The organism is Streptomyces roseifaciens (assembly GCF_001445655.1).
Lineage (GTDB): Bacteria > Actinomycetota > Actinomycetes > Streptomycetales > Streptomycetaceae > Streptomyces > Streptomyces aureoversilis.
Window position 1 is genome coordinate 157408 of the sequence record NZ_LNBE01000008.1, and the last position, 21395, is coordinate 178802.

The following is a 21395-nucleotide window of genomic DNA, read 5'->3' on the forward strand; positions in this document are numbered from 1 at the left end:
GAAGCAGGGGTTCCGCGGCGGTTCCCGGGGCGCGCCGACATGGCAGAGCAATCCCGTAGCGAGGGGTACCGCCGAGCAAGCGGTACCCGCCACTCCACGTTCTGCGCAGACCCTACGAGGTCAGGGCCCGCGCTCGTAATGCACCATTCTTGCGTATGCCCGGCTGATCATTGCGTCCGGGTGGCCAGAACAGGTGATCGTTGCACGTCACGTTATGAATCGGTACATGGGGAGCAAAAAAGGGGCGCGACCCGGCGAACCGGAACACTTCCCCGGAAAACGCAAAGAAGGGGCGCAGTCCGGATCGGACCGCGCCCCTTCCTCAGGGCTGTGCGGGGATTACTGCCAGCTGGCGTGCAGCGGCTTGCCCTCGGCGTAGCCGGCGGCGCTCTGGACGCCGACGACGGCACGCTCGGCGAACTCGGCCAGGGAGCCGGCGCCCGCGTAGGTGCAGGAGGAGCGGACACCCGCGATGATCGAGTCGATCAGGTCCTCCACGCCCGGGCGGGTGGGGTCGAGGAACATGCGCGAGGTGGAGATGCCCTCCTCGAACAGACCCTTGCGGGCCCGGTCGTACGCGGACTCCTCGGAGGTGCGGTTCTGGACCGCGCGGGCCGAGGCCATGCCGAAGGACTCCTTGTAGAAGCGCCCGTCGGCGGTCTGCTGGAGGTCGCCCGGGGACTCGTAGGTGCCCGCGAACCAGGAGCCGATCATCACGTTGGACGCGCCCGCGGCCAGGGCCATGGCGACGTCGCGCGGGTGACGGACGCCGCCGTCGGCCCACACGTGCTTGCCGTACTTCTTCGCCTCGGCGGCGCACTCCAGGACGGCGGAGAACTGCGGGCGGCCCACGCCGGTCATCATGCGGGTGGTGCACATGGCGCCCGGGCCCACACCGACCTTGATGATGTCCGCGCCGGCCTCGATGAGGTCGCGCACGCCGTCGGCGGCGACGATGTTGCCCGCGACGATCGGGACCTGCGGGTCGAGCGCCCGGACGGCCTTGATCGCGGAGATCATCGACTCCTGGTGGCCGTGCGCGGTGTCGATGACGAGCGTGTCCACGCCCGCCTCGAGCAGCAGCTTGGCCTTGCCCACGAAGTCGCCGTTGATGCCGACGGCGGCGGCGATGCGCAGCTTGCCCTCGGCGTCGGTGGCGGGGGTGTAGAGGGTCGCGCGCAGGGCGCCGCGGCGGGTCAGGATGCCCGCGAGGCGGCCGTCCTTGTCGACCGCGGGGGCGAGCTTGCGGTGCGCGGCGTCGAGCTGGTTGAAGGCCTCGCGCGGGTCGATGTCCGCGTCGAGGAGGAGCAGCTCCTTGGACATGACCTCGGACAGCTGCGTGAAGCGGTCCACGCCGGTCAGGTCGTGCTCGGTGACGACGCCGACGGGGCGGTGGTCCGCGTCGACGACGACGCCGGCGCCGTGCGCGCGCTTGGGCAGCAGCGACAGCGCGTCGGCGACGGTCTGGGAGGGGCTGAGGACGATCGGGGTGTCGAGCACGTGGTGGCGGCTCTTGACCCAGGAGATGACGTCGGTGACGACCTCGATCGGGATGTCCTGCGGGATGACGACCAGGCCGCCGCGGCGGGCGACGGTCTCCGCCATGCGGCGGCCGGCGATCGCGGTCATGTTCGCGACGACGAGGGGGATGGTGGTGCCGGTCCCGTCCGGCGCGGAGAGGTCCACGGCCTGGCGGGAGCCGACCGCGGAGCGGCTCGGCACCATGAACACATCGTCGTACGTGAGGTCGTACGGCGGCTTCTGGTCATTAAGGAAACGCATACTGGCTCTCTCACCTGCGGTTTTACGTACAGAGCGGGTGGGGAGTCAGACCGGGCCGACACCGGATCGGGCTGAGGTTCCTGGACCCATCATCCACGATTTCCGGTCGCCGTGGCGAACTGGCGTCGCATTCTGTGACTTCGGCCAAGCGGCCCGGGCGCGCCCTGTGGCTTCGCCCGAGCCGCCCGGCTTGCCCGTTTTTACGCGGTGGCGGTGCTGGAGATCTCCACTCCGGCGAGGTCCGTGTACTGCACGCCGCGCGGCGTGCGGTGGCTGCCGACCAGCTGGTGGCTGTTGGAGCGGGCGACCGACAGGAAGTTGTCCACCACCAGCGACCGGGTGGCCCTGCGCCAGGCCACGGCGATCTTCGTCACCGGGACGGGCGCGGTGAAGCGCCGTACGGCCATGCCGTGCCGGACGAACCGCTCGGCCACCCGCCGGTCCATGACGGCCACGGCCGTGCCCCGCTCGACGAAGGCGCACACGCTCTCGTAGTCGGGCTCCTCCTGGACGATGCGCGGGGAGACCTCGCCCCACACCTGGCCGACGATGCGGTCGTACAGCTCCGGTGCGAGCTTCCTGGGCCACATCACGAGCGGCTCCTCCTGCAGCTGCTCGCGCGTGATGCGCAGGGAGGAGGAGAGGCGGTGGCCCGAGGGGAAGACGGCCACCAGCTCCTCCTCGGCGAGGACGAAGGAGTCCACCTCGGGGCAGCGGGCCTCCTGCCGGATGAAGGCGACGTCGACCTGGCCGTCGCGCAGCATCTCGATGTTGCGGGCCGAGCAGCCGGAGTCGGTCTCCACCCGGACGGCCGGGAAGCGCTTGCGGAACTCCTCGACGATGTCCTGCTGCCCGAGGGACGCGCCGGAGAGGCTGTAGGCCAGGCCGATCGTGCCGGCCCGGCCGGTCGCGACCTCCTGCAGGCGGGCGGTGAGGTCGTCGCAGAGGGAGAGGATCCGGTCCGCGCCCTCCACCAGCTCCCGGCCGGCCTCGGTCAGCTCGGCGCCCTTGGCCCCGCGGCCGGTGATGAGGTCGACTCCTACGTCCTTCTCCAGGGCCTTGACCTGTTGCGACAGTGCCGACTGCGTGATCCCCAGCGATTCGGCGGCCCGCCCGAAGTGGAGCTCTTTGGCGAGCACGACGAAGTATTTCAGGCGTCGCAGGTTCATCATGTGGCCCGGATCCCCCTTTGTGGTGCTGTGTGCCGATGAGTTGGCCCCGGTCGTCAGGGGCGGCTGTCCACCGCTCCGGCGGACGTCTGCGGCGCCGCCGTCACCGCGGCGGCGGCGCTCGCCGCCGGGCGGGCGGCCCGCGCGCCGATCGCGAGGACGACGAGGGCGAGCACCTCGAAGCCCGCGCCGGCCAGCGGCAGTTGGCGCAGGTGGCCGGCGTCGGCGAAGAGCCCGCCGACCACGGCCGCCGCGGTCTGCCCGATGTAGACGGCGCTGTTGTTCAGCGCCAGGAGCATGTCCCCGTTCTTGCCGCCGATGGCCAGCAGGCGGTGCTGGATGAGCGGGAAGCTCGCCCAGTGCACCAGGCCCCACACGGTGAGGCCCACCGCGGCGCCGACCACGGAGTGCAGGGCGAGGGTGAGCGCCGCGAGGACGGCGGCGAGCAGGGCGACGGTGGCGGCGAGGCCGCGGGTGGAGTCGACGCGGTCGGCGAGCCGGCCACCGCCCATGACGCCGGCGAAGCTGCCGATGCCGAACAGCAGGAGCAGCCAGGTCCGGTCCGCGTCGGCGGCGCCGCTGACCTTCTCCAGCACGGTGCCGAGGTAGGTGTAGACGACGAAGGTGCCGACGACCCACAGCGTGGTGGTCAGCATGGCGGTGGGGGCGCGCTTGATGCGCACGGCGCCCAGGCGCTCGCGGACGCCCAGGCCCGCGTTGCCCTCCACCGACGGGATGCCGGCCGCGGCGCCGAGCGCCGTGACGAGGGCGAGCAGGGCGACGAAGCCGAACGCCCAGCGCCACGAGGAGAGTTCGCCGATGGCGTTGCCGATCGGGACGCCCAGGGCGATGGCGCTGGTCATGCCCGCGTAGACGATCGCGAGGGCGCGTCCGCGCCGCTCGGGCGCGGTGATGCGGGCGGCGACGGCGGAGGCGGTGGAGGCGTAGAGCGCGGCGGAGGCACCGGCGACGACGCGGCTGAGGAGCAGCACGGCGTAGTTCGGGGCGAACGCCGAGAGGGCGTTGCCCACGGCGAAGACGATGAGCACGGCCAGCAGCAGCGTGCGCCGGTCGAGGCGGGAGGTGACGCTGGCCAGGATCGGCGCGGCGACGGCGTAGGTGATGGCGAAGACGGTCACCGTCTGGCCGGCCGCGGCCGTCGACAGGTCCAGCTCGTCGCCGAGCGCCGGCAGCAGCCCGGACACGATGAACAGGTCCGTGCCGATCGCGAACATGCCGAGGGCCAGGAGCCAGACCTTCGCCGCGCCCGCCCACCCGCCCTTCGGCGCTTCCGCCGCTGCCTGCTGGGACATCGCACAACCTCTCTCCCGGTTGCTAACCGGTAGTACGGTTACTCGGTCCGGGTAACCTATCATGGGGTTATGGCTGTGGAACAGGTGCAAGATCGCCAAGTGCCGGAGCGCTGGGTCTGGTACGGCGGGCGGCTGAGCGTCGACTTCGTCAACACCCTCCGGGACCGCTTCAAAGGCGGCCGCGAGCTGCTGGTGGGCCCCGGCGACCTCGCCGAGTGGTTCGCCGAGGCGGGCGTCACCCCGCAGGACGTCGCCGTGGACGACGCACTGCTGCGGGAGGCGAGGGAGCTGCGCGAGGCCATCGACGCCGGGTACCGGGCGAGCGTCGCGGGCGAGCCGTTCCCCGAGGCCGCGGCCGGCACGATCAACGTGTGGCTGGCGCGCCTCGGCGAGCACCCCTCGCGCCTCGACGTGCAGGACGGCGCCGCCGTCTTCCGTACGGACACCGCGCCGTCCGACGCCCGCCGCGCGCTGTGCCGGATCGCCGTCGACGCGGCAACGCTGCTCGGCAGCGGGGACACGCGCACGCGGCTGCGCATCTGCGACGGGCACAACTGCAGCGGCCGCTTCGTCGACAAGTCGGTGGGCAAGCGGCGCCGCTGGTGCTCGATGGCCATCTGCGGAAACCGGGCGAAGGCGGCACAGCACCGCAGGGCCGCCCGGGCGCACTGACCTCTCCCCCACGAAAGAGCGGGGGCGGACCGGATGAACCCGGTCCGCCCCCGCTCGGTGTCGGTGGGGTGGCTTACGGCATGGCGCCGGCCAGGACCCGCCGGTCGGCCCGGGCCGCCTCGAAGCCGTCCCGTACGAGCCTGCGCAGCACTTCCTCCGCCCTGAGCGGCGCCACGCCCAGCTCCACCTCCAGCCCGGAAGCACCGCCGCTGCGCGGCGACACGTCGTCCGCCCCGATGCCGAAACCGGCCACCGAGGCGAGCATCCGCGCCAGCTCCCCCGGCCTGTCCCCCAGGGCCACCCGCAGCCGCACCGGGCCCGCGGCCTGTGCACCGCCGCGCCCCTGGATCGCGCCCATCCCGGCGATGCCGCGATCGAGGAGGTCGACCAACCGCGCAAGGCCGGGCGAGTCGTCGCCCGCGGGGGCGGCCGACAGCTCGTTGAGCGCGGCCAGCAGGTCGGAGAGGTCGGCCTGGAGCTCCCGCAGGACTCCGGCCACGGCGGCGGCGTTGGACTGCAGGATGTCCCCCCACAGACGGGCGTCGCCCGCGGCGATGCGGGTGACGTCGCGCAGCCCCTGCCCGGCGAGCCGGGCCGCCTCGCGCGGGGCGTGCTGCAGGCGCGCGGCCATGAGGCTGGCCACCACGTGCGGCACGTGCGAGGTCAGTGCCACGGCGCTGTCGTGAGCCTGGCTGCCCATCAGCACGGGCACGGCGCCGCACAGCGCGATCGTCTCCAGGGCCCGGTTGAGGGTCTCCTGCGAGGTGGCCTCCGACGGGGTGAGCACCCAGGAGCGGTCCTCGAAGAGGTCCGCCCGGGCGGCGAGCGGCCCCGACTTCTCCCGGCCGGCGAGCGGGTGGCCGCCCACGTAGGAGGAGGCGTCGGCGAGACCGGCCAGTGCGTGCCGCTCCGGCGCGGCCTTCACGCTCGCGACGTCGGTGTAGGCGCGGGCGAGGCCGCGCAGCTGCTGCTCGGCGAGGACCGGGCCGAGCCGGCCGGGCGGCACCGCGAGCACCGCCAGGTCCACCGGCCCGGCGGGGGCGGCCAGGACCCCGGCGCCCAGCGCCGCCGCGGTCCTCGCCGCCGTCTCGTCCTCGTCCATGAGGTGGACGGTCACGCCGTGGCGGCTCACCGCGAGCCCCACGGACGTGCCGATCAGTCCGGTGCCGACTACTGCCATCGTGCGAATCACGCGTTCACGCCCTCTTTCGGATGGAGCCGGTGAAGCCCTGTCCGGCGCGGTGCCGCGCCCGGGTTACGGGGTGGCCGGCAGAGCGATGGACTGCGGGTGACGGAAGACGTTCCCCGGGTCGTACGCGGCCTTGATCCGCTGCAGCCGCGGGTAGTTGGCGCCGTAGTAGAGCGTCTGCCACGGCACTCCGGACCGGTTGTGCGCGGGGTCGGTGATGTCCGTGTCCGCGTAGTTGATGTAACAGCCGTCCGTGGCCGGGCCCGGGACGGGGTAGCCGCCGGTCGCGGCGAAGACCTCGGCGTAGGACTCGCGGGTCCAGCGCACGTTCGCGTCGTCGTCGGCCCGGTCCGCCCACATCGACTGGAACAGGGCCTTGAAGACGGAGTCGCGCTGGACGGAGGCGGTGTCCCCCGGCCGCGCCGCGTTGATCCGCCCGCCGAAGGACAGCAGCGAGACCATCGAGCTCGGGTTGCGCAGGTCTGTCCGGGTCAGGTGCCGGTGGACGGCGGCGATCTGCCCGTCGGTGAAGCCCTTGCGCATGTACGCGGACTTGTGCGCGCCGCGCAGGGTGGGGTTGACGAGCGCCGCGTTGTTCGTGCCGAGGAACTTCGTGGCGGTCAGCCAGGGCAGCCGGCGCGGGTGGAAGAGATCCGGCATCGGGGGGTTCTCCCCCACCGGGGCCGTCATCGGCCGCGCCGCCCCCTTGCCGAGGGAAGCGGTGACCGAGGCGACGTAGTCGTGCAGCAGCCGCTCGGCGTCCGGCACGCCGGCGTCCATCTGGGTCAGCAGGCTGACGGTGCCGTTGGCCTGGTGGCACAGGGTCAGGAAGCTGCACAGGGAGGCGTAGGGGGAATCGGCACCCGCGTTCTTCTCGTGCCAGGCGCCGTAGTCGCGCACCAGGCCCGTGAAGGCCTTCTCGTCCAACGCGCTCCACGGCAGGGCCAGGGCGCTGACCAGCACCTCCTTCGGCGGGCGGATGAGCTGGCCGGCCGGGTCGGCGCCCCGGGCGCCGGGCGAGCGGAACCAGTAGCGGGTGATGACGCCGAAGTTGCCGCCGCCCGCCCCGGTGTGGGCCCACCACAGGTCGCGGTGCGGGTCGCCCTCCTCGCGCGTGGCGACGACGGGGCGCGCCCTGCCGTCGGCGCCCACGACGACGACCTCGACGGCGTACAGGTGGTCCACGGTGAGCCCGTGCTTGCGCGAGAGCATGCCGTAGCCGCCGCCGCTGACGTGCCCGCCGACGCCGACCGAGTGGCACCGGCCGCCGGGGATGGTCACGCCCCAGCCCTTGTAGAGGGCCTCGTAGACGTCGAGGAGGGTCGCCCCGGCCTCGACGCAGAACGCCTTGCGCCCGGCGTCGTAGGAGACGGCGTTCATCGGCGTCATGTCGATGACCGTCTGCACCTGCGGGTTGAAGACGAAGTCGGCGTAGCAGTGCCCGCCGCCGCGCACGGAGATCCGCTTCCCGCCGTCGACGGCGTCCTGCACGGCGCGGACGGCGTGCTCGGTGGTGGCGACGAGCCGCACCGTCTCCGGCCGGCCCACCCAGCGGGCGTTGTTGCCCACGACGAGGTCGCCGTAGCGGGGGTCGCCGGGGCCGACCGTCACGGCCGGGAAGCCGGCCCCGCCCGCGGGGCTCCCGGCGGGCGCGGCGGCCGCGGCGGGGCGGGCGGCGAGCACGCCGGCGGTGCCCGCCGCGGCCGCCACGGTCCCCGCCAGGAGGGACCTTCTGCTCGGGCCGGTCATGCGGTCCGCCTCTCGCCGGGCAGCCACTCGGGCCGGGAGGAGCCGCGCGGCACGAGGACGTGCCGGTAGCTTCCGGGCGTGGCCGACATCCGGACCTGGTCCGTGACGCCCTGGTAGGCGCCGAGCGCGGTGTCGGCGGTGAAGGTCTCGGGGTCGAGGTAGAGGTGGCGGGGGCTCGACCCGGCGACCTGATGGGCGTAGTCCCGGTCGAAGACGCCCATGCTCAGGATCCACAGGGCGGCCCGGACGAGCGAGACGTGGACGCGGTAGCTGCCGCCCTCCTGCGCGCGGCGGTTGAGCGCCTCGACGATGCCCACGGTGGTGAGCCAGGAGGTGATGTAGTCGTTGACGACCTGGACGGGCGGCAGCTGGGGGCGGTCCCCGTCGCCTTCGAGGGTCATGATGCCGACGAGGCTCCCGGCCGTCTGGTCGAAGCCGATCCGGCCCGCCCACGGCCCCGTGCGCCCGGCCAGGGAGTTCGTCGCGTGGACGATGCCGGGGCGCGCCGCCGCGGCCTCCTCCTCGGACAGGCCGATGCGCTCGAGGTAGCCGGGGCGGCGGTTGGCGTAGAAGACGTCCGCGTCGCGCAGGAGGGTCCGCAGTCGCCCGGAGCCCTCGGCCGTGTACGGGTCGAGGTAGGTCGAGCGGACGCCGACGTTGGCGCTGATATAGCTGCGCTCGTGCTCCAGCTCGTCCGGCCGCCAGAGGTTCAGGACGTCGGCGCCGTGCAGGGCGAGGGCCCGGCCGACCCCCGCGCCGGCGATGACGTGGCCCATGCCGAGGGCGCGGATGCCGGAGAGCGGCTGGGCCGCGCCCGGCGGCAGGGGCTCGGGGTCGCTGTCGCCGATCTTCTCGATCTCGATGAGCGGGGCGTGGGCGAGGACGTCGCGGTACTGCGGCTCGGCCAGGAACTCACGGGTCTCGCGCAGCATCGCCATGACGATGCCGGCGTCGTTGCCGGCCTCCTCCAGCTCGCGGGCGTCGCGGGCGGCGATGGCGGCGGCCACCGCGTCGGCGTCGTCCGGGACCCCCAGGAACCGCTGCGCCTCGACCTTGATCTTGGGGTACATGTTCTGGGGCATCATCCAGCGGCCGTCGCGGCTGCGGTAGAAGGCCCAGCCCAGGGCGTTGCTGGGGTTGGAGGATTCACTGAGGGGGCTGCCGTTGATCAGCTCCCACTTGCGGTCGTAGAAGGGGCAGAGCCGGTGCGGCGCCACCCGCAGGTCCATGGAGATGTCCTGGCCCGGTCCGCCGCGCAGCCGCCAGAGCTTGGCGACGGCGGCGGACTTCGCGACGAGGGCGATGCCGGCGGCCGCGCCCAGGCGCAGCGTGGAGGGGACGACGGGGTCGGCGCCCTCGAAGGTGATGGCGCCGCCGGTGTCGGCGGCCGTCATGCCGACGCCCGCGAGGACGTCCTCCAGTGCGGCGTGGACGTCGAAGGCGTCGTCGGTCGCGGGCGCGGCGAGGGCCTTCTCGATGCGCTGCGTGAGATCGCCGGTGGTCCTTCCGGTGGGATCGCCGGTGGCGCTGCCGGTGAGGTCGTCGGTCACGCCCCGGCCTCCGCGGTGTCGTGGTCGGTGGACAGGGCGACGTGCCGCCATGCCGCGAGCTCGCCGGTGACGTGCGCGAGCTTGGCCTCGATGCGGGCCACGCTGTCGCTGCCCAGCGGCAGTCGCAGCGGCGGCTCGGCGCTGTGCGCGAGGGCCACGACGGCCTGCGCGGCCTTGACCGGGTCGCCGGGCTGCCGGTGGTTGGTCCGGGCGAAGTCGGTGCGGCGGGCGCCCGCGGTCTGCGCGTAGTCGTCGATGGTGTGCGCCGCGGGGCGCAGGCTCGACGGGTCGAAGAAGTCGGTGCGGATCTGGCCGGGTTCGACGACCGTGACCTTGATGCCGAGGGCGGCCACCTCGGCGTGCAGGGCCTCGGTGATGCCCTCCAGGGCGAACTTGCTCGCCCCGTAGATCCCCGAGCCCGCGCCCTGGGCGAAGCCGCCGACGGAGCCGATGTTGATGACGTGGCCGGCGCGCTGGGCCCGCAGGACGGGCAGGACGGCGCGGGTGACCTTGAGGAGCCCGAAGACGTTGGTCTCGAACAGGGCGCGGACCTCGTCGTCCGAGGTCTCCTCGACCGCTCCGACCACCCCGTACCCGGCGTTGTTCACCAGCACGTCGATCCGGCCGAAGTGCTCGGTGGCGCGGGCCGCGGCGGTACGGGCCTGCTCCTCGTCCGTCACGTCGAGCGGCAGGACGAGGAGGTTGCCGGAGGCGTCCGGCACGGTGCCCGTGAAGGCGCGGGGGTCGCGGACCGCGGCGACAACCCGGTCGCCGTGGGCGAGCGCTGCCCGGACGAGCTCCAGGCCGAGACCGCGCGAGGCGCCGGTGATGAACCACACCGTCATGTGATCAGCTTTCTCCAGAGGTGGTACGGGGTTGCCGGGCTTGCGGGGTGGGTCAGAGGTTGCCGCGCAGGGCCTGATCCCGCTCGATGGCCTCGAACAGCGCCTGGAAGTTGCCCCGGCCGAAGCCCTTGGCGCCGCGCCGCTCGATGATCTCGAAGAAGACGGTGGGGCGGTCCTGGACCGGCTTGGTGAAGATCTGCAGCAGGTAGCCGTCCTCGTCGCGGTCGGCGAGGATGTTCAGCTCCCGCAGCTCGTCCACCGGGACGCGCATGTCGCCGATGCGCTCGGCGAGGACGTCGTAGTAGGCGCCGGGGGTGGTGAGGAACTCCGCGCCGGCCGCCTGCATCGCGCGGACGGTGCCGACGATGTCGTCGGTGGCGAGGGCGATGTGCTGCACGCCCGGGCCGCCGTAGAACTCCAGGTACTCGTCGATCTGCGACTTGCGCTTGCCGATGGCCGGCTCGCTGACGTTGAACTTCACCTTGCCGCTGCCGTCGCCCAGGGCCTTGGACATCAGCGAGGACAGCTCGGTGGCGATGTCCTCGTCGGTGAACTCCTGGATCTGGGTGAAGCCCATGACGCGCTGGTAGAACTCGATCCACTTGTCCATGGCGCCGAGCTCGACGTTGCCGACGACGTGGTCGATGAGCTCGAACAGCGGCTCGCCCTGCGGGCCGAAGCGCTCGGGGTCGACCGCCTCGTAACCCGGCAGGTAGGGGCCGGAGTAGCGGGTGCGGTCGACGAGGGTGTGGACGGTGTCGCCGTAGGCGGCGATGCGGGCCAGCACGACCGTGCCCCACTCGTCGGTGAGCTCGTACGGCGCGGCGAGGCCGTGCGCGCCCCGCTCGACGGCGCCGGCGTAGGCGGCGCGGGCGTCGGGGACCTGCAGGGCCACGTCGGTGACGCCGTCGCCGTGGGCGGCTATGTGCTCGGCGAGCACGCGGCCGGCCTCGGTGTGCGGCTGGACCGGCGAGGTGAGGACGAAGCGGACGCCCTTGGACTCCAGCACGTAGGAGACGGTCTCGGGCGTGCCGGTCTCCGGGCCGCGGTAGGCCGTCACGCGCATCCCGAACGCGGTGCGGTAGAAGTGCATCGCCTGGCGGGCGTTGCCCACGGCGAAGACGACCGCGTCGTTGCCGAGGAGGGGGAAGGGGTCGGCGGCAGGGGCGGTGGGAGGGGCAAGAGGGGCGGAAGAGGGGGCCGCGAGGGCCGTGGACACAGCGTTCATCGGTCGTTCCCGTCTCTTTCGTGGGGAAGAGGAGTGAGGGGTGAAGGGCGGCGGGGCCGGGTGCCCGGCGGCGCGGGCCGATGGGCGGACGAGCCGGGCGGCGCGGGCCGGTCAGCCGCTGATGCGGGACCAGGTGACGGGCAGGGCGTCGAGCCAGCGCACGACCATGCCCTGCTTCCAGCTCAGCTCCTCCTCGGGGACCGCGAGCCGCAGGCCCTCGACGCGGCGCGCGAGCGCGGCGATGGCGACCTGCAGCTGCATGCGGGCCAGGTGCGCGCCGGGGCAGAAGTGGGCGCCGAGGCCGAAGCCCAGGTGCGGGTTGGGGCCGCGCTCGAAGTCGAGTTCCTCGGGCGAGGAGAAGACGTCCCGGTCCCGGTTGGCCGCGCAGATCGAGCCGACGACGGCCTCGCCCGCCCGCACGACGGTCCCGCCGAGCTCGACGTCCTCGGTCGCGTAGCGGGGGAACATCGTGGAGGTGTGGAAGGGGGTGTAGCGGATCAGCTCCTCGACGGCCGCGGGCACGAGGCCGGGGTCCGTGCGCAGCCGGTCGAACTCCTCCGGGTGCTGCATGAGCACGAGCACGAAGTTGGCGAGGGTGAGCACGGTGTTCTGCACGCCGGGGGCGAGCAGGCGCACGGCCACGAGCACGAGCTCGTCCTCGGTGAGCCGCTCCGGGTCCTCGTCCCGGGCCTGGATCATGCCGTTGAGGAGGCCGTCGGTCGGCTCGCTGCGCCGGATGGCGACCAGCTTCGCCATATAGCTGTGCAGATTCCCCATGTATTCATTCATCTTCGCCGGCGGGAGCGATGTGGTGGAAACCACCGCCTGCGACCATTCCTGGAAATCCGCACGGTCCTCGAAGGGAACGCCGAGCAGTTCGCAGATCACCGTGACGGCGAGCGGGTTGATGAATTCGGCCATCAGGTCGGCCGGGGATTCCCCGGATTCCTTGCGGGACAATGCGTCGAGCAGTTCGTCGGCTATCCGCTCGGTGAGCGGGCGCAGCCGCTCGGTCTGCCGCGGGGTCAGGCCGGCGTTGGCGACCCGGCGCAGCCGGGTGTGGTCCGGCGGGTCCATCGACAGCAGTCCGCGGTCGACGACCTCCTCGCCGATCCGCGGTTCGTCCCGGTGGAGCGTGGCCGCCCGGCTGAAGGTGTTGTCCGTCATCACCTTGCGGATGTCGGCGTAGCGGGTGGCCAGCCAGGCCTCGTCGCCGTACGGCAGCTGCACCCGGCTCAGCGGCTCGCTCTCGCGGAGCTCCGCGTAAAGCGGGTCCAATTCGAGTCCGGCCGGATCGCCGAATGGGTAGGACCGCACCTGGAGTGTCTTGTCGTCATTCACCTTCAGGACGTCCTTTCCGGAAGAGGCTGCGCACGGAAATTGAGTCTGCTGAGGCAAATTTGTAGTGTCAAGCTATCTTGTCTACTGGCGCTATTCGGGTTTGCTTATCTTCGCAGCTGGAATCGGCCGCCGGGGCGACCGGGGACCGCTCCATGACCTCGGTCACACAAAGAAAAAACCGGACTGCCGACCGGTGGAATTACCAATGGAATGCAAAGTTCCGCCCTGCGTTTTCACAACGCCGAAATAGGAGAAGGAAAAAGCGGGCGGCGTGCCCTCGGCACGCCGCCCGCTCACTCCGTCTCCCGCTCGCTGCGGATCCCCGCTGCCGCCCGCTACGCGCCGTCCGGATCCGCCCGGTCCAGCGCCGGACGCGGCCCCGGGCCGGTCTCCAGCAGCAGGTGGTCCGCGGCGGCGGTGTCCGTCACCAGGCTGGTGACCAGCCCGGAGCGCAGCACCGCACCGATCGCCGCCGCCTTGCGCAGCCCGCCCGCGATCGCGACGACCTCCGGAATGCGGCGCAGCCGGTCGGCCTCGACCGTGATGCAGCGCTCGCCCAGGTCCCGGCCGATGCGGCGGCCCTCGGCGTCGAAGAGGTGCGCGGACATCTCCGCGGCGGCGCCCAGGGAGGCGTAGTGGGCCCGCTCCTCCTCGGTGAGCATGTCGTAGACGGTCGAGATGCCGGGCGCCCACGAGCCGATGGAGACGGCCGCGACGGTCACCTTGTCGAAGTAGTCGAAGGCGCGCGCGATGCCCGTCTGGCCGCGCAGCGCCGCGGCCGTGGCCGGGTCCGGCAGCAGCATCGGCGCGTAGATCGGGTGCGCCTCGCCGCCCGAGACCTGCGCGGCACGCCGCACGGCCTCCACCGAGCCGCGCTCCGCCGTGCCCGCGTCGTAGACGCCGGTCAGCTGGACGACCGTGCACGGCGGCAGCCGGTGCAGCGCCGCGGCCATGTGAATGGTCGAGCGGCCCCAGGCCAGGCCCAGCACGTCGCCCTCGTGCACCAGCTCGCCGAGCAGGTCTGCGGCCACCTCGCCGAGGTTCTCGGGGTCGGGCGCATCGTCCGCGGCGTCGGCCGGGGACTCCACGACGACCGCGTGGCGCAGGCCGTAGCGGGCGCGCAGCGCGTCGGAGCGCTCCGCGTCCAGCTCGGCCGGGACCCTGATCTCGATCCGCACGAGATCGCGTTCGAGCGCCGTCTCCAGCACCCTGGCGACCTTGAAGCGGCTCACGCCGAACTCCTCGGCGATCTGGATCTTCGATTTGCCCTCGAGGTAGAAGCGGCGGGCCATGGCCGCCGCCTGCACCAGCTCGGCGGGCCCCATCGGCGTGGCTGAACGGCCCGTCGACACCACCGTCTCCTCACTGTTTTCATGCTGTTCGAGCTTGGACTCCACCGTCATCCTGTCAGAAACGGCGGTCCTTGATCAGACCTTGACCTTCGCGCTCAGCATTTCGGGCGAGCGCGGCACCCCGCTCAGTGCCCGCAGGCCCAGGCCGCACCGGCCGTGGCACGCTCCGCCTGGGCGCGCAGGGCCCGTACGGTCGCCGCCGGGTCCTCCGTACCGTAGACGGCGGATCCGGCCACGAACACGTCCGCGCCGGCCTCCGCGCACCGTTCGATCGTCTCCGCCGAGACCCCGCCGTCGACCTGCAGCCACATCTGCAGGCCGTGCCGCGAGATCAGCTCCCGCGTGCGGCGGATCTTCGGAAGCATGATGTCCAGGAACGCCTGGCCGCCGAAGCCGGGCTCGACGGTCATGATCAGCAGCATGTCCAGCTCGGGCAGCAGGTCCTCGTACGGCTCGATCGGCGTCGCCGGCTTCAGCGCCATCGAGGCCCGCGCGCCCTTCGCCCGGATCTCCCGCGCGAGCCGCACCGGGGCGGCCGCGGCCTCCGCGTGGAAGGTCACCGAACCCGCACCGGCCTCCACGTACTGCGGCGCCCAGCGGTCCGGGTCCTCGATCATCAGGTGGCAGTCCAGCGGGGTGTCCGTGGCCCGGCTCAGCGACTCGACGATCGGCACGCCGAGGGTGAGGTTGGGGACGAAATGGTTGTCCATGACGTCCACGTGGAGCCAGTCGGCGCCCTTGACCGCCTCGGCCTCGTCGGCGAGTCGGGCGAAGTCGGCGGACAGGATGCTGGGGTTGATCTGCGCGGCCATGCCTTAAGCCTGCCATGTCCGCTGCGCTCCGCTGTGCGGGGGCCCACTTGTGCGGGTCCGGCGACGTCCCCGGCCACGCCGCCGTCTCCGCCACGGGCTACGACCTGAGGCCGGCCCCGCACCGCCGGACACCACCATGGGGGTTACGCGCCACGGCGGCGGAGAGAAGAGGCGCAGGCCTCTTCCGACACCCACCCCGCGGCAGCAGATCGAAGCGGCGCAACCGCTTCACTTCCCTCCGCCGCAACGGCGACCAGCCACCGCGGCGCGGACCGGCGGTGCCACGGCTGCTCAGCCTTGCGCGCCACGGCGGCGGAGAGAGGAGGCGCGGCCTCTTCCCTGGCACCCGCCCACGGTGGGCGAACCCCCGAGCCCGCCGCTAGGCGGTGCGGCGGAGGAGGGCCAGGTACATCGCGTCCGTGCCGTGCAGGTGCGGCCACAGCTGGACGTCCGGGCCCTCGCCAAGTGCCGGGACGCCCTGCATGTGCGGACGCGCGTCGATCCACTCCGCGCTGACGCCCTCGCGCTTGAGCACGTCGTCGACGACGGCCTTCGTCTCGGCCGGGTGCGGCGAGCACGTCGCGTACCCCACGACCCCGCCGACCCGCACGGCGCGCAGCGCCTCCCGCAGCAGGTCGCGCTGGAGGGGGGCGAAGCCCGCCACGTCCTCCGGGCGGCGCCGCCAGCGCGCCTCGGGGCGGCGGCGCAGGGCGCCGAGACCGGTGCAGGGCACGTCGACGAGGACGCGGTCGAAGACCCCCTCGCGCCACGGCGGGCGCGTGCCGTCCGCGGCGATGACCTGGTACGGGCCGGGGTTCCCGGCGAGCGCCCGCCCGACCAGGCGGGCCCGGTGCGGCTGCTTCTCGGAGGCGAGCAGCGCCGCCCCCCGCTCGGCGGCCAGCGCCCCGAGGAGCGCCGCCTTGCCGCCGGGCCCCGCGCAGCCGTCGAGCCAGCGCGCGTCCGGCCCCTCCAGGGGCACGGAGGCGAGGGCGAGGGCGACCAGCTGGCTGCCCTCGTCCTGCACGCCTGCGCGGCCCTCCGCCACGGCCTCCAGCGCCCCGGGCTCGCCGCCCTCGGCGAGCCGTACGGCATACGGCGACCAGCGGCCGGGCAGCGCCGACTCCTCACCGACGGCCGCCAGCAGCTCGTCCGTGGTGGAGCGGCCCGGCCGGGCGACGAGCGTCACCTCGGGCCGCTCGTTGTCGGCCTCCAGCAGGTCCTCGATGCCGGCGCGGCCGCCGCCGAGCGCGTCCCACAGGGCGGAGACGACCCAGCGCGGGTGCGCGTGCACCACGGCGAGGTGCTCCTCGGGATCGTCCTCGTACGGCGGGGCGACCTTTTCCAGCCACTCCTCCATGTCGTGCGCGGTGATCTTCCGCAGCACGGCGTTCACGAACTTCGCCCGGCCGTCGCCGAGGACGACGCGCGCCAGCTCGACGCTGGCGGAGACCGCCGCGTGCGGCGGGATGCGCGTGCCGAGCAGCTGGTGCGCACCGAGGCTCAGCACGTCCAGGACCGGCGGGTCCACCTCGCGCAGCGGCCGGTCGACGCACGAGGCGATGATCGTGTCGTACGTCCCCTGGCGGCGCAGCGTCCCGTAGACCAGCTCCGTGGCGAGCGCGGCGTCGCGCGCGTCGAAGTCGCCCTTCTCCCGGGCCTTGCGCAGCAGCGGCGGCAGGACCAGGTTCGCGTACGCGTCCCGCTCGTCGACCGCCCGCAGCGCCTCGAAGGCGAGGATCCGCACCGGGTCCTTCTTGGGCCGGCGGTAGGGCTTTGCGGGGCGGCGGGCGGGACGGTCGTTCACGAAAGGTGCTCCGGGGCTGGGGTGGCGAAGGTGTCCAGCCTACGCTCTGCCCTCAGGCCGCGCCGAGCCGCTCGCCTGCGGCGATACGGACGCCCCGGGCCCAGTCGGCGGCCTTCATCGGCTTCTTGCCCTGCGGCTGGACCCACTGCAGCTCGACGGCGTGGGAACCGGTCCCCACGTGCACGGAGTTCTTGGCCGCGGCGATCTCGCCGGGCTCGAGGCCGTCCCGGCCGGGGGCGGGCACCACCGACATGACCTTCAGCCGCTCGCCGCGGAAGAGCGTCCACGCGCCCGGCGCCGGGGCGCACCCGCGGACCACCCGGTCCACGCGCAGGGCGGGCACGGACCAGTCGATCCGGGCGTCCTCGACATTGATCTTCGGGGCGAGGGAGACGCCCTCGGCGGGCTGCGGCACGGCCTTGAGCGAGCCGTCCTCGATGCCGTCCATGGTGGCGGCGAGCAGCCCCGAGCCGGCGAAGGCGAGCCGGGTCAGCAGGTCGCCGCTGGTGTCGGTGGGCCGCACCACCTCGGTGACCACGCCGTAGACGGGACCCGAGTCCAGGCCCTCCTCGATGAGGAAGGTGGACGCGCCGGTGACCTCGTCGCCCGCGAGGATCGAGTGCTGGACCGGGGCCGCGCCACGCCACGCGGGCAGCAGCGAGAAGTGCAGGTTGACCCAGCCGTGCACGGGGATGTCCAGGGCGGCCTTCGGCAGCAGCGCGCCGTAGGCGACGACCGGGCAGCAGTCCGGGGCGATCTCGCGCAGCCGGGCGAGGAAGTCCTCGTCGCGCGGGCGCGCGGGCTTGAGCACCTCGATGCCGGCCTCCTCCGCGCGCTCGGCGACGGGGCTCGCCACCAGGCGGCGACCGCGGCCGGCGGGGGCGTCGGGCCGCGTGACGACGGCGACGACCTCGTGGCGGTCCGAGGCGAGCAGGGCGTCGAGGGCGGGGACGGCGACCTCGGGGGTACCGGCGAAGACGAGCCTCATGGGTGGCGAACTACCTCTCCTCGAGCGCCGAGCGGAACGGCCCACCAGTCTAAAGGGCCCGGCCCCGAGGGGGCGTACGGATTGTCTCGCGCCTCATTCCGGCGGATGTGCGCCCCCATACCGTGACCCGGCGGCCAATGGCGCGTTGTGGTCAAGAGAGATTGACCGAATCGGGCCGCATCCGCGGCCCTCCGTCCGTTGCTCGTCGACTGACGCGTCAACTCTCGTCTTTTTCCGTCCTTTTACCCCGCCGGTCCGAGAGGCTTCTTCATGGCCGACCACGCAACCCACGACGCCCAGGCACGGGCCAGCCTGCATCTGTTGGTCCGGGACATCGAGCGGGTCCGCAGGCAGGTGGACGCCCTGCGCACCCTCACCGCTCAGCTGGGCAACGTCTACCGCCCGCGGCGCACCGGCCCCTCGGCCGGCTTCGTCGTCTACGGGCGGGCACCCGCGCCGACCGTACGGCTGGCGCAGGAGTTGCGGGACAGCGTCGAGACCCTGGTGACCGCCGCGGTCGACTTCGACCGCTCGCTGGGCTTCTCGTGGGACGCGGTGGGCTCGGCCCTCGGGGTCACCAAGCAGGCGGTGCACCGCCGTTACGGGGCGCGCCGTGCCAACGGGCAGGGCGCGGCGGAGGCCGCGGAGGCGGTGCGCACCGCCGAGCCGGCGCCGGCACCGATGCCGGTGGTCCCGGCGGCCCGCACGGTCCCCGGCCAGGCGCCGGCCCCCACCCACCGCGAGGAACAACGCCCCCCGGCCTTCCCCGGCCCCCGCAACGGCTAGCCCTGCGGGCGGCTCCCGGGACGACGGCCAGGGCGCGAGCCGGCGGTGCCGGGGGTGCTCGCCGCCGCGGCGGATTCCAAGGGCGGAGCCCCAAAACCCACCTGCCACGCACCGGGCACCCCACCCCCGCCGCCGCCAACAACCCCCAACAACGCAACCGGCGGTGCCGAGCCCACCTCAGGCCGTTCGGCACCGCCGAACCCCGCCATCCGGGCCGATCACCGTCGCGGCGGATTCTTGGGGCGGAGTCCCAAGACCCACACGACCCGTGCCGGGCACCCCCGGCGACTGCCCGCACCCCCGCCGGAGGCGCCCGGCGAACCGTCAGCCGATGTCCGGTGGGTCGACGCGCAAGCGGACCGGTTCGCCGTCGCGGCGAGCGAGCCGCGCGGCCTGGGCGGTCTTGAGGGCGGCGGCCAGTGCCGCCCCCCGCCCAGGGCGCACCCGGAGCAGGGCCCGCTCCCACCGCTCCCCCGGCGGCGGGTCGCCGGGCCGGCGCGGGCGGCCCGCGGCCGTCACGGGCAGCGGCACCGGCCCCAGCACCTCCGCGTCCTCCGGCAGCTCCGCCGCGGCGAGCAGGTCCGCGACGTCCTCCGGCGGGCCCGTGACCGACGCCATCCGGGACACCGGCGGGAAGCCGAGCTCCGCGCGGTCGGCGAGCTCGCGCATCGCGTGCCCGGCGGGATCCCAGCGCACGAGCGCCTGTACGGGCCGCAGCGTGGGCTCGGCGACCACGACGACGACGCCGCCCTCCGTCTGCCCGCGCACGAGCGCGGCCGCGGACAGCCAGCGCCGCAGCGCCTCCTCCCCCGCCCGCAGGTCGGGGAAGCCCAGCAGGGCCCAGCCGTCCAGGAGCAGCGCCGCGGCGTAGCCCCCTTCGGCGACGGGCTCCGCGCCGGGCGTGGAGACGACGATCGCGGGCCGGTCGGGCACCGTGTCGAGGATGTGGTCGCGCCCGGAGGTCCGTACGGGCACGGACGGGAAGGCCCGGCCGAGCTCCTCGGCGGTGCGTCCCGCGCCCACGACCCGGGCCCGCAGCCGGGAGCCGCCGCACTCCGTGCAGTGCCAGCCCGGAGGCGCCTCCTGCCCGCACCAGCCGCACCGCAGCGCGCCGTCGGCGCCGCCGGCCTCCAGGGGGCCGGCGCAGTGCCCGCACCGGGCGGGCTCGCGGCACCGCTCGCAGCCGAGGCGGGGCACATAGCCGCGGCGGGGCACCTGGACCAGCACCGGCCCGTGCTTGAGACCCTCGCGGGCGGCCTGCCAGGCGTGGCTGGGCAGCCGGGCGGCGCGCGCCGCCGCGTCGCGGGCCTCGTCGGAGTCACCGACGGTCCGCACGGCAGGGGCGACGGCCCGCACGGTCTCGCGGGCGGCGGCGAGCGGCAGGGCCCACCCCGTGTTCACCAGCTGGGCGGCCTCCACCGTGCAGCCGAAGCCGCCGAGCAGGAACGCGGCCTTCTCGTGCACCGCGCGCTGCACGAGCACCTCGCGGGAATGCGGGTGCGGAGCGTTCTGCGCGCTGTGGCTCCCGTCCCCGTCGTCCCAGACGGCGACGAGCCCGAGGTCCCGCACGGGCGCGAACATCGCCGCCCGCGTGCCGACCACGGCCCGCACCGAGCCCCGGCTGACCGCGAGCCAGCGGCGGTACCGCTCCTCGGGCCCGAGCTCGGCCGTCAGCAGCACGTGCCGGCCCTCCCCCAGGAGCTCCCCGAGGGCGGCGTCGACGCGGGCCGCGTCCCGCCCGTCCGGCACGACGACCAGCGCGCCGCGCCCGGACGAGAGCGCCGCCGCCGCGGCCCGCGCGAGCTCCTGCGGCCAGTGCGGGCCGGGCAGCGCCGTCCACACGGCCCGCGGGGCGTCGCCCCGGGCCACGGCGTCGAGGAAGGCGGGCCCGGTGGGATACCGCGCCCAGCTCCCGGGCTCCGGCACCCCCGGCGGGGGCAGCGGGGCGGGCGAGGGCTCGGCCTCGATGCGGGCGTGCCGGGGCGGGACGGCCAGCTGCAGCACGTCGGCGAGCGAGCCGGCGTACCGGTCGGCGACCGACCGGCAGAGGTCGTAGAGGGCGGGGCCGAGCACCGGCTCCGGCGAGAGGACCTGGGCGATCGCGGCGAGCGGCCCCTGGTAGTCGGACTCGGCCACCCGGTCGACGATGTACCCGTCGAGGAGCCCGCCGCCCTCGCGGCGGCCCCCGCGCACATTGCGCGTCCCGGCGCCGAAGCGCACCCGCACCCGCACCCCGGGCCGGGCGTCGGCGTCGAGCTCCTCGGGGACGGCGTAGTCCCACAGCCGGTCCAGGTGGACGGGCCCCTTGTCCACGAGCACCCGCGCGACGGGCAGCGTCTTGGCCAGGGGGGCGTTCCGCCACGTGCGCGGCTTGGCCTTGGGCGCCTTCGCCTTGGCCTCGCGCACGCTCTCCCGTATGAGCGCGAGCTGCTCCCCGTGCTCCGGAGGCTTGCCCTGGGACCGCCCGTTCTCGCTGCTCACAGCCACAGTCCTACCAGACGCCACTGACAACGCCGGGCGGGCCGGAGTTCCGGCCCGCCCGGCGTTCAGGACGGCAGTGATCGGGGCGTACCCCGGGGTGCCTACAGGCCGGCGGCCTTCTTCAGGGCCTCGACACGGTCCGTGCGCTCCCACGTGAAGTCCGGCAGCTCACGGCCGAAGTGGCCGTAGGCGGCGGTCTGCGCGTAGATCGGACGCAGCAGGTCCAGGTCACGGATGATCGCGGCCGGGCGGAGGTCGAAGACCTCGGCGATCGCGGTCTCGATCCTGTCCGTGTCGACGGTGTTGGTGCCGAAGGTCTCGACGAACAGGCCGA

At 73.8% G+C, this 21395-nt stretch carries 17 protein-coding genes; 2 read left to right on the forward strand and 15 right to left on the reverse strand.

What is annotated here, in order from left to right; all coding sequences use genetic code 11:
- Window positions 1–339 precede the first annotated feature (339 nt).
- The 3 genes from AS857_RS36460 to AS857_RS36470 all read right to left on the reverse strand — a co-directional run bounded on the left by AS857_RS36460 (window position 340) and on the right by AS857_RS36470 (window position 4264).
- Entirely contained in the window at window positions 340–1782 is a 1443-nt protein-coding gene (locus AS857_RS36460; protein ID WP_058047764.1) for a GuaB1 family IMP dehydrogenase-related protein, read from the reverse strand.
- Window positions 1783–1982: 200 nt separating this feature from the next.
- On the reverse strand, window positions 1983–2954 hold the full coding sequence (locus AS857_RS36465) for a LysR family transcriptional regulator (RefSeq protein ID WP_058047765.1): 972 nt from the start codon (window positions 2952–2954) through the stop codon (window positions 1983–1985).
- Window positions 2955–3007: 53 nt separating this feature from the next.
- Window positions 3008–4264, reverse strand: a complete 1257-nt coding sequence (locus AS857_RS36470; RefSeq protein WP_058047766.1) for an MFS transporter — start codon at window positions 4262–4264, stop codon at window positions 3008–3010.
- A gap of 69 nt (window positions 4265–4333) precedes the next feature.
- Here AS857_RS36470 and AS857_RS36475 point away from each other — a divergent pair, with 69 nt between their 5' ends.
- The gene (locus AS857_RS36475) at window positions 4334–4936 is read left to right on the forward strand and encodes a CGNR zinc finger domain-containing protein (protein WP_063804452.1); all 603 of its coding nucleotides are present in this window, start codon (window positions 4334–4336) and stop codon (window positions 4934–4936) included.
- A 73-nt stretch (window positions 4937–5009) separates the two neighbouring features.
- Here the strand turns inward: AS857_RS36475 and AS857_RS36480 are convergent, their stop codons facing one another.
- The 10 genes from AS857_RS36480 to fmt form a co-directional block, all read right to left on the reverse strand.
- Entirely contained in the window at window positions 5010–6125 is a 1116-nt protein-coding gene (locus AS857_RS36480) for a prephenate dehydrogenase (protein ID WP_420824010.1), read from the reverse strand.
- A gap of 66 nt (window positions 6126–6191) precedes the next feature.
- On the reverse strand, window positions 6192–7874 hold the full coding sequence (locus AS857_RS36485; RefSeq protein ID WP_058047769.1) for an FAD-binding oxidoreductase: 1683 nt from the start codon (window positions 7872–7874) through the stop codon (window positions 6192–6194).
- On the reverse strand, window positions 7871–9424 hold the full coding sequence (locus tag AS857_RS36490) for a CoA transferase (protein ID WP_058047770.1): 1554 nt from the start codon (window positions 9422–9424) through the stop codon (window positions 7871–7873). The genes AS857_RS36485 and AS857_RS36490 overlap by 4 nt, the downstream gene beginning before the upstream one ends.
- Window positions 9421–10269, reverse strand: a complete 849-nt coding sequence (locus tag AS857_RS36495) for an oxidoreductase (RefSeq protein ID WP_058047771.1) — start codon at window positions 10267–10269, stop codon at window positions 9421–9423. Before AS857_RS36495 ends, AS857_RS36490 begins: the two co-directional genes overlap by 4 nt.
- A 52-nt stretch (window positions 10270–10321) precedes the next feature.
- Window positions 10322–11497, reverse strand: coding sequence for a 4-hydroxyphenylpyruvate dioxygenase (gene hppD, locus AS857_RS36500; protein ID WP_058047772.1), 1176 nt, complete (start codon window positions 11495–11497; stop codon window positions 10322–10324).
- Window positions 11498–11608: 111 nt separating this feature from the next.
- Window positions 11609–12838 carry a cytochrome P450 gene (locus AS857_RS36505; protein WP_058047773.1) on the reverse strand — a complete coding sequence of 410 codons (1230 nt, stop codon included), beginning with the start codon at window positions 12836–12838 and terminating at the stop codon, window positions 11609–11611.
- Between the two features lie 335 nt (window positions 12839–13173).
- Window positions 13174–14163, reverse strand: a complete 990-nt coding sequence (locus AS857_RS36510) for a sugar-binding transcriptional regulator (protein ID WP_173864883.1) — start codon at window positions 14161–14163, stop codon at window positions 13174–13176.
- 152 nt (window positions 14164–14315) lie between these two features.
- The gene (gene rpe / locus AS857_RS36515) at window positions 14316–15002 is read right to left on the reverse strand and encodes a ribulose-phosphate 3-epimerase (RefSeq protein ID WP_058047774.1); all 687 of its coding nucleotides are present in this window, start codon (window positions 15000–15002) and stop codon (window positions 14316–14318) included.
- A gap of 379 nt (window positions 15003–15381) precedes the next feature.
- Window positions 15382–16806, reverse strand: coding sequence for an RsmB/NOP family class I SAM-dependent RNA methyltransferase (locus tag AS857_RS36520; RefSeq protein WP_058047775.1), 1425 nt, complete (start codon window positions 16804–16806; stop codon window positions 15382–15384).
- Window positions 16807–16858: 52 nt separating this feature from the next.
- Window positions 16859–17794 (reverse strand): methionyl-tRNA formyltransferase, encoded by a 936-nt coding sequence (gene fmt / locus AS857_RS36525; RefSeq protein WP_058047776.1) that lies wholly within the window; start codon window positions 17792–17794, stop codon window positions 16859–16861.
- Window positions 17795–18064: 270 nt separating this feature from the next.
- Here fmt and AS857_RS36530 point away from each other — a divergent pair, with 270 nt between their 5' ends.
- Complete coding sequence (locus AS857_RS36530; RefSeq protein WP_058047777.1) at window positions 18065–18580, forward strand: hypothetical protein; 516 nt, start codon at window positions 18065–18067, stop codon at window positions 18578–18580.
- A gap of 324 nt (window positions 18581–18904) precedes the next feature.
- Here the strand turns inward: AS857_RS36530 and AS857_RS36535 are convergent, their stop codons facing one another.
- Window positions 18905–21061: a primosomal protein N' gene (locus tag AS857_RS36535; RefSeq protein ID WP_058047778.1), complete on the reverse strand. Its 2157-nt coding sequence runs from the start codon at window positions 21059–21061 to the stop codon at window positions 18905–18907.
- Between the two features lie 101 nt (window positions 21062–21162).
- Window positions 21163–21395, reverse strand: a 233-nt coding sequence (locus AS857_RS36540; RefSeq protein ID WP_160330293.1) for a methionine adenosyltransferase domain-containing protein, incomplete at its 5' end; no start/stop codon positions are given.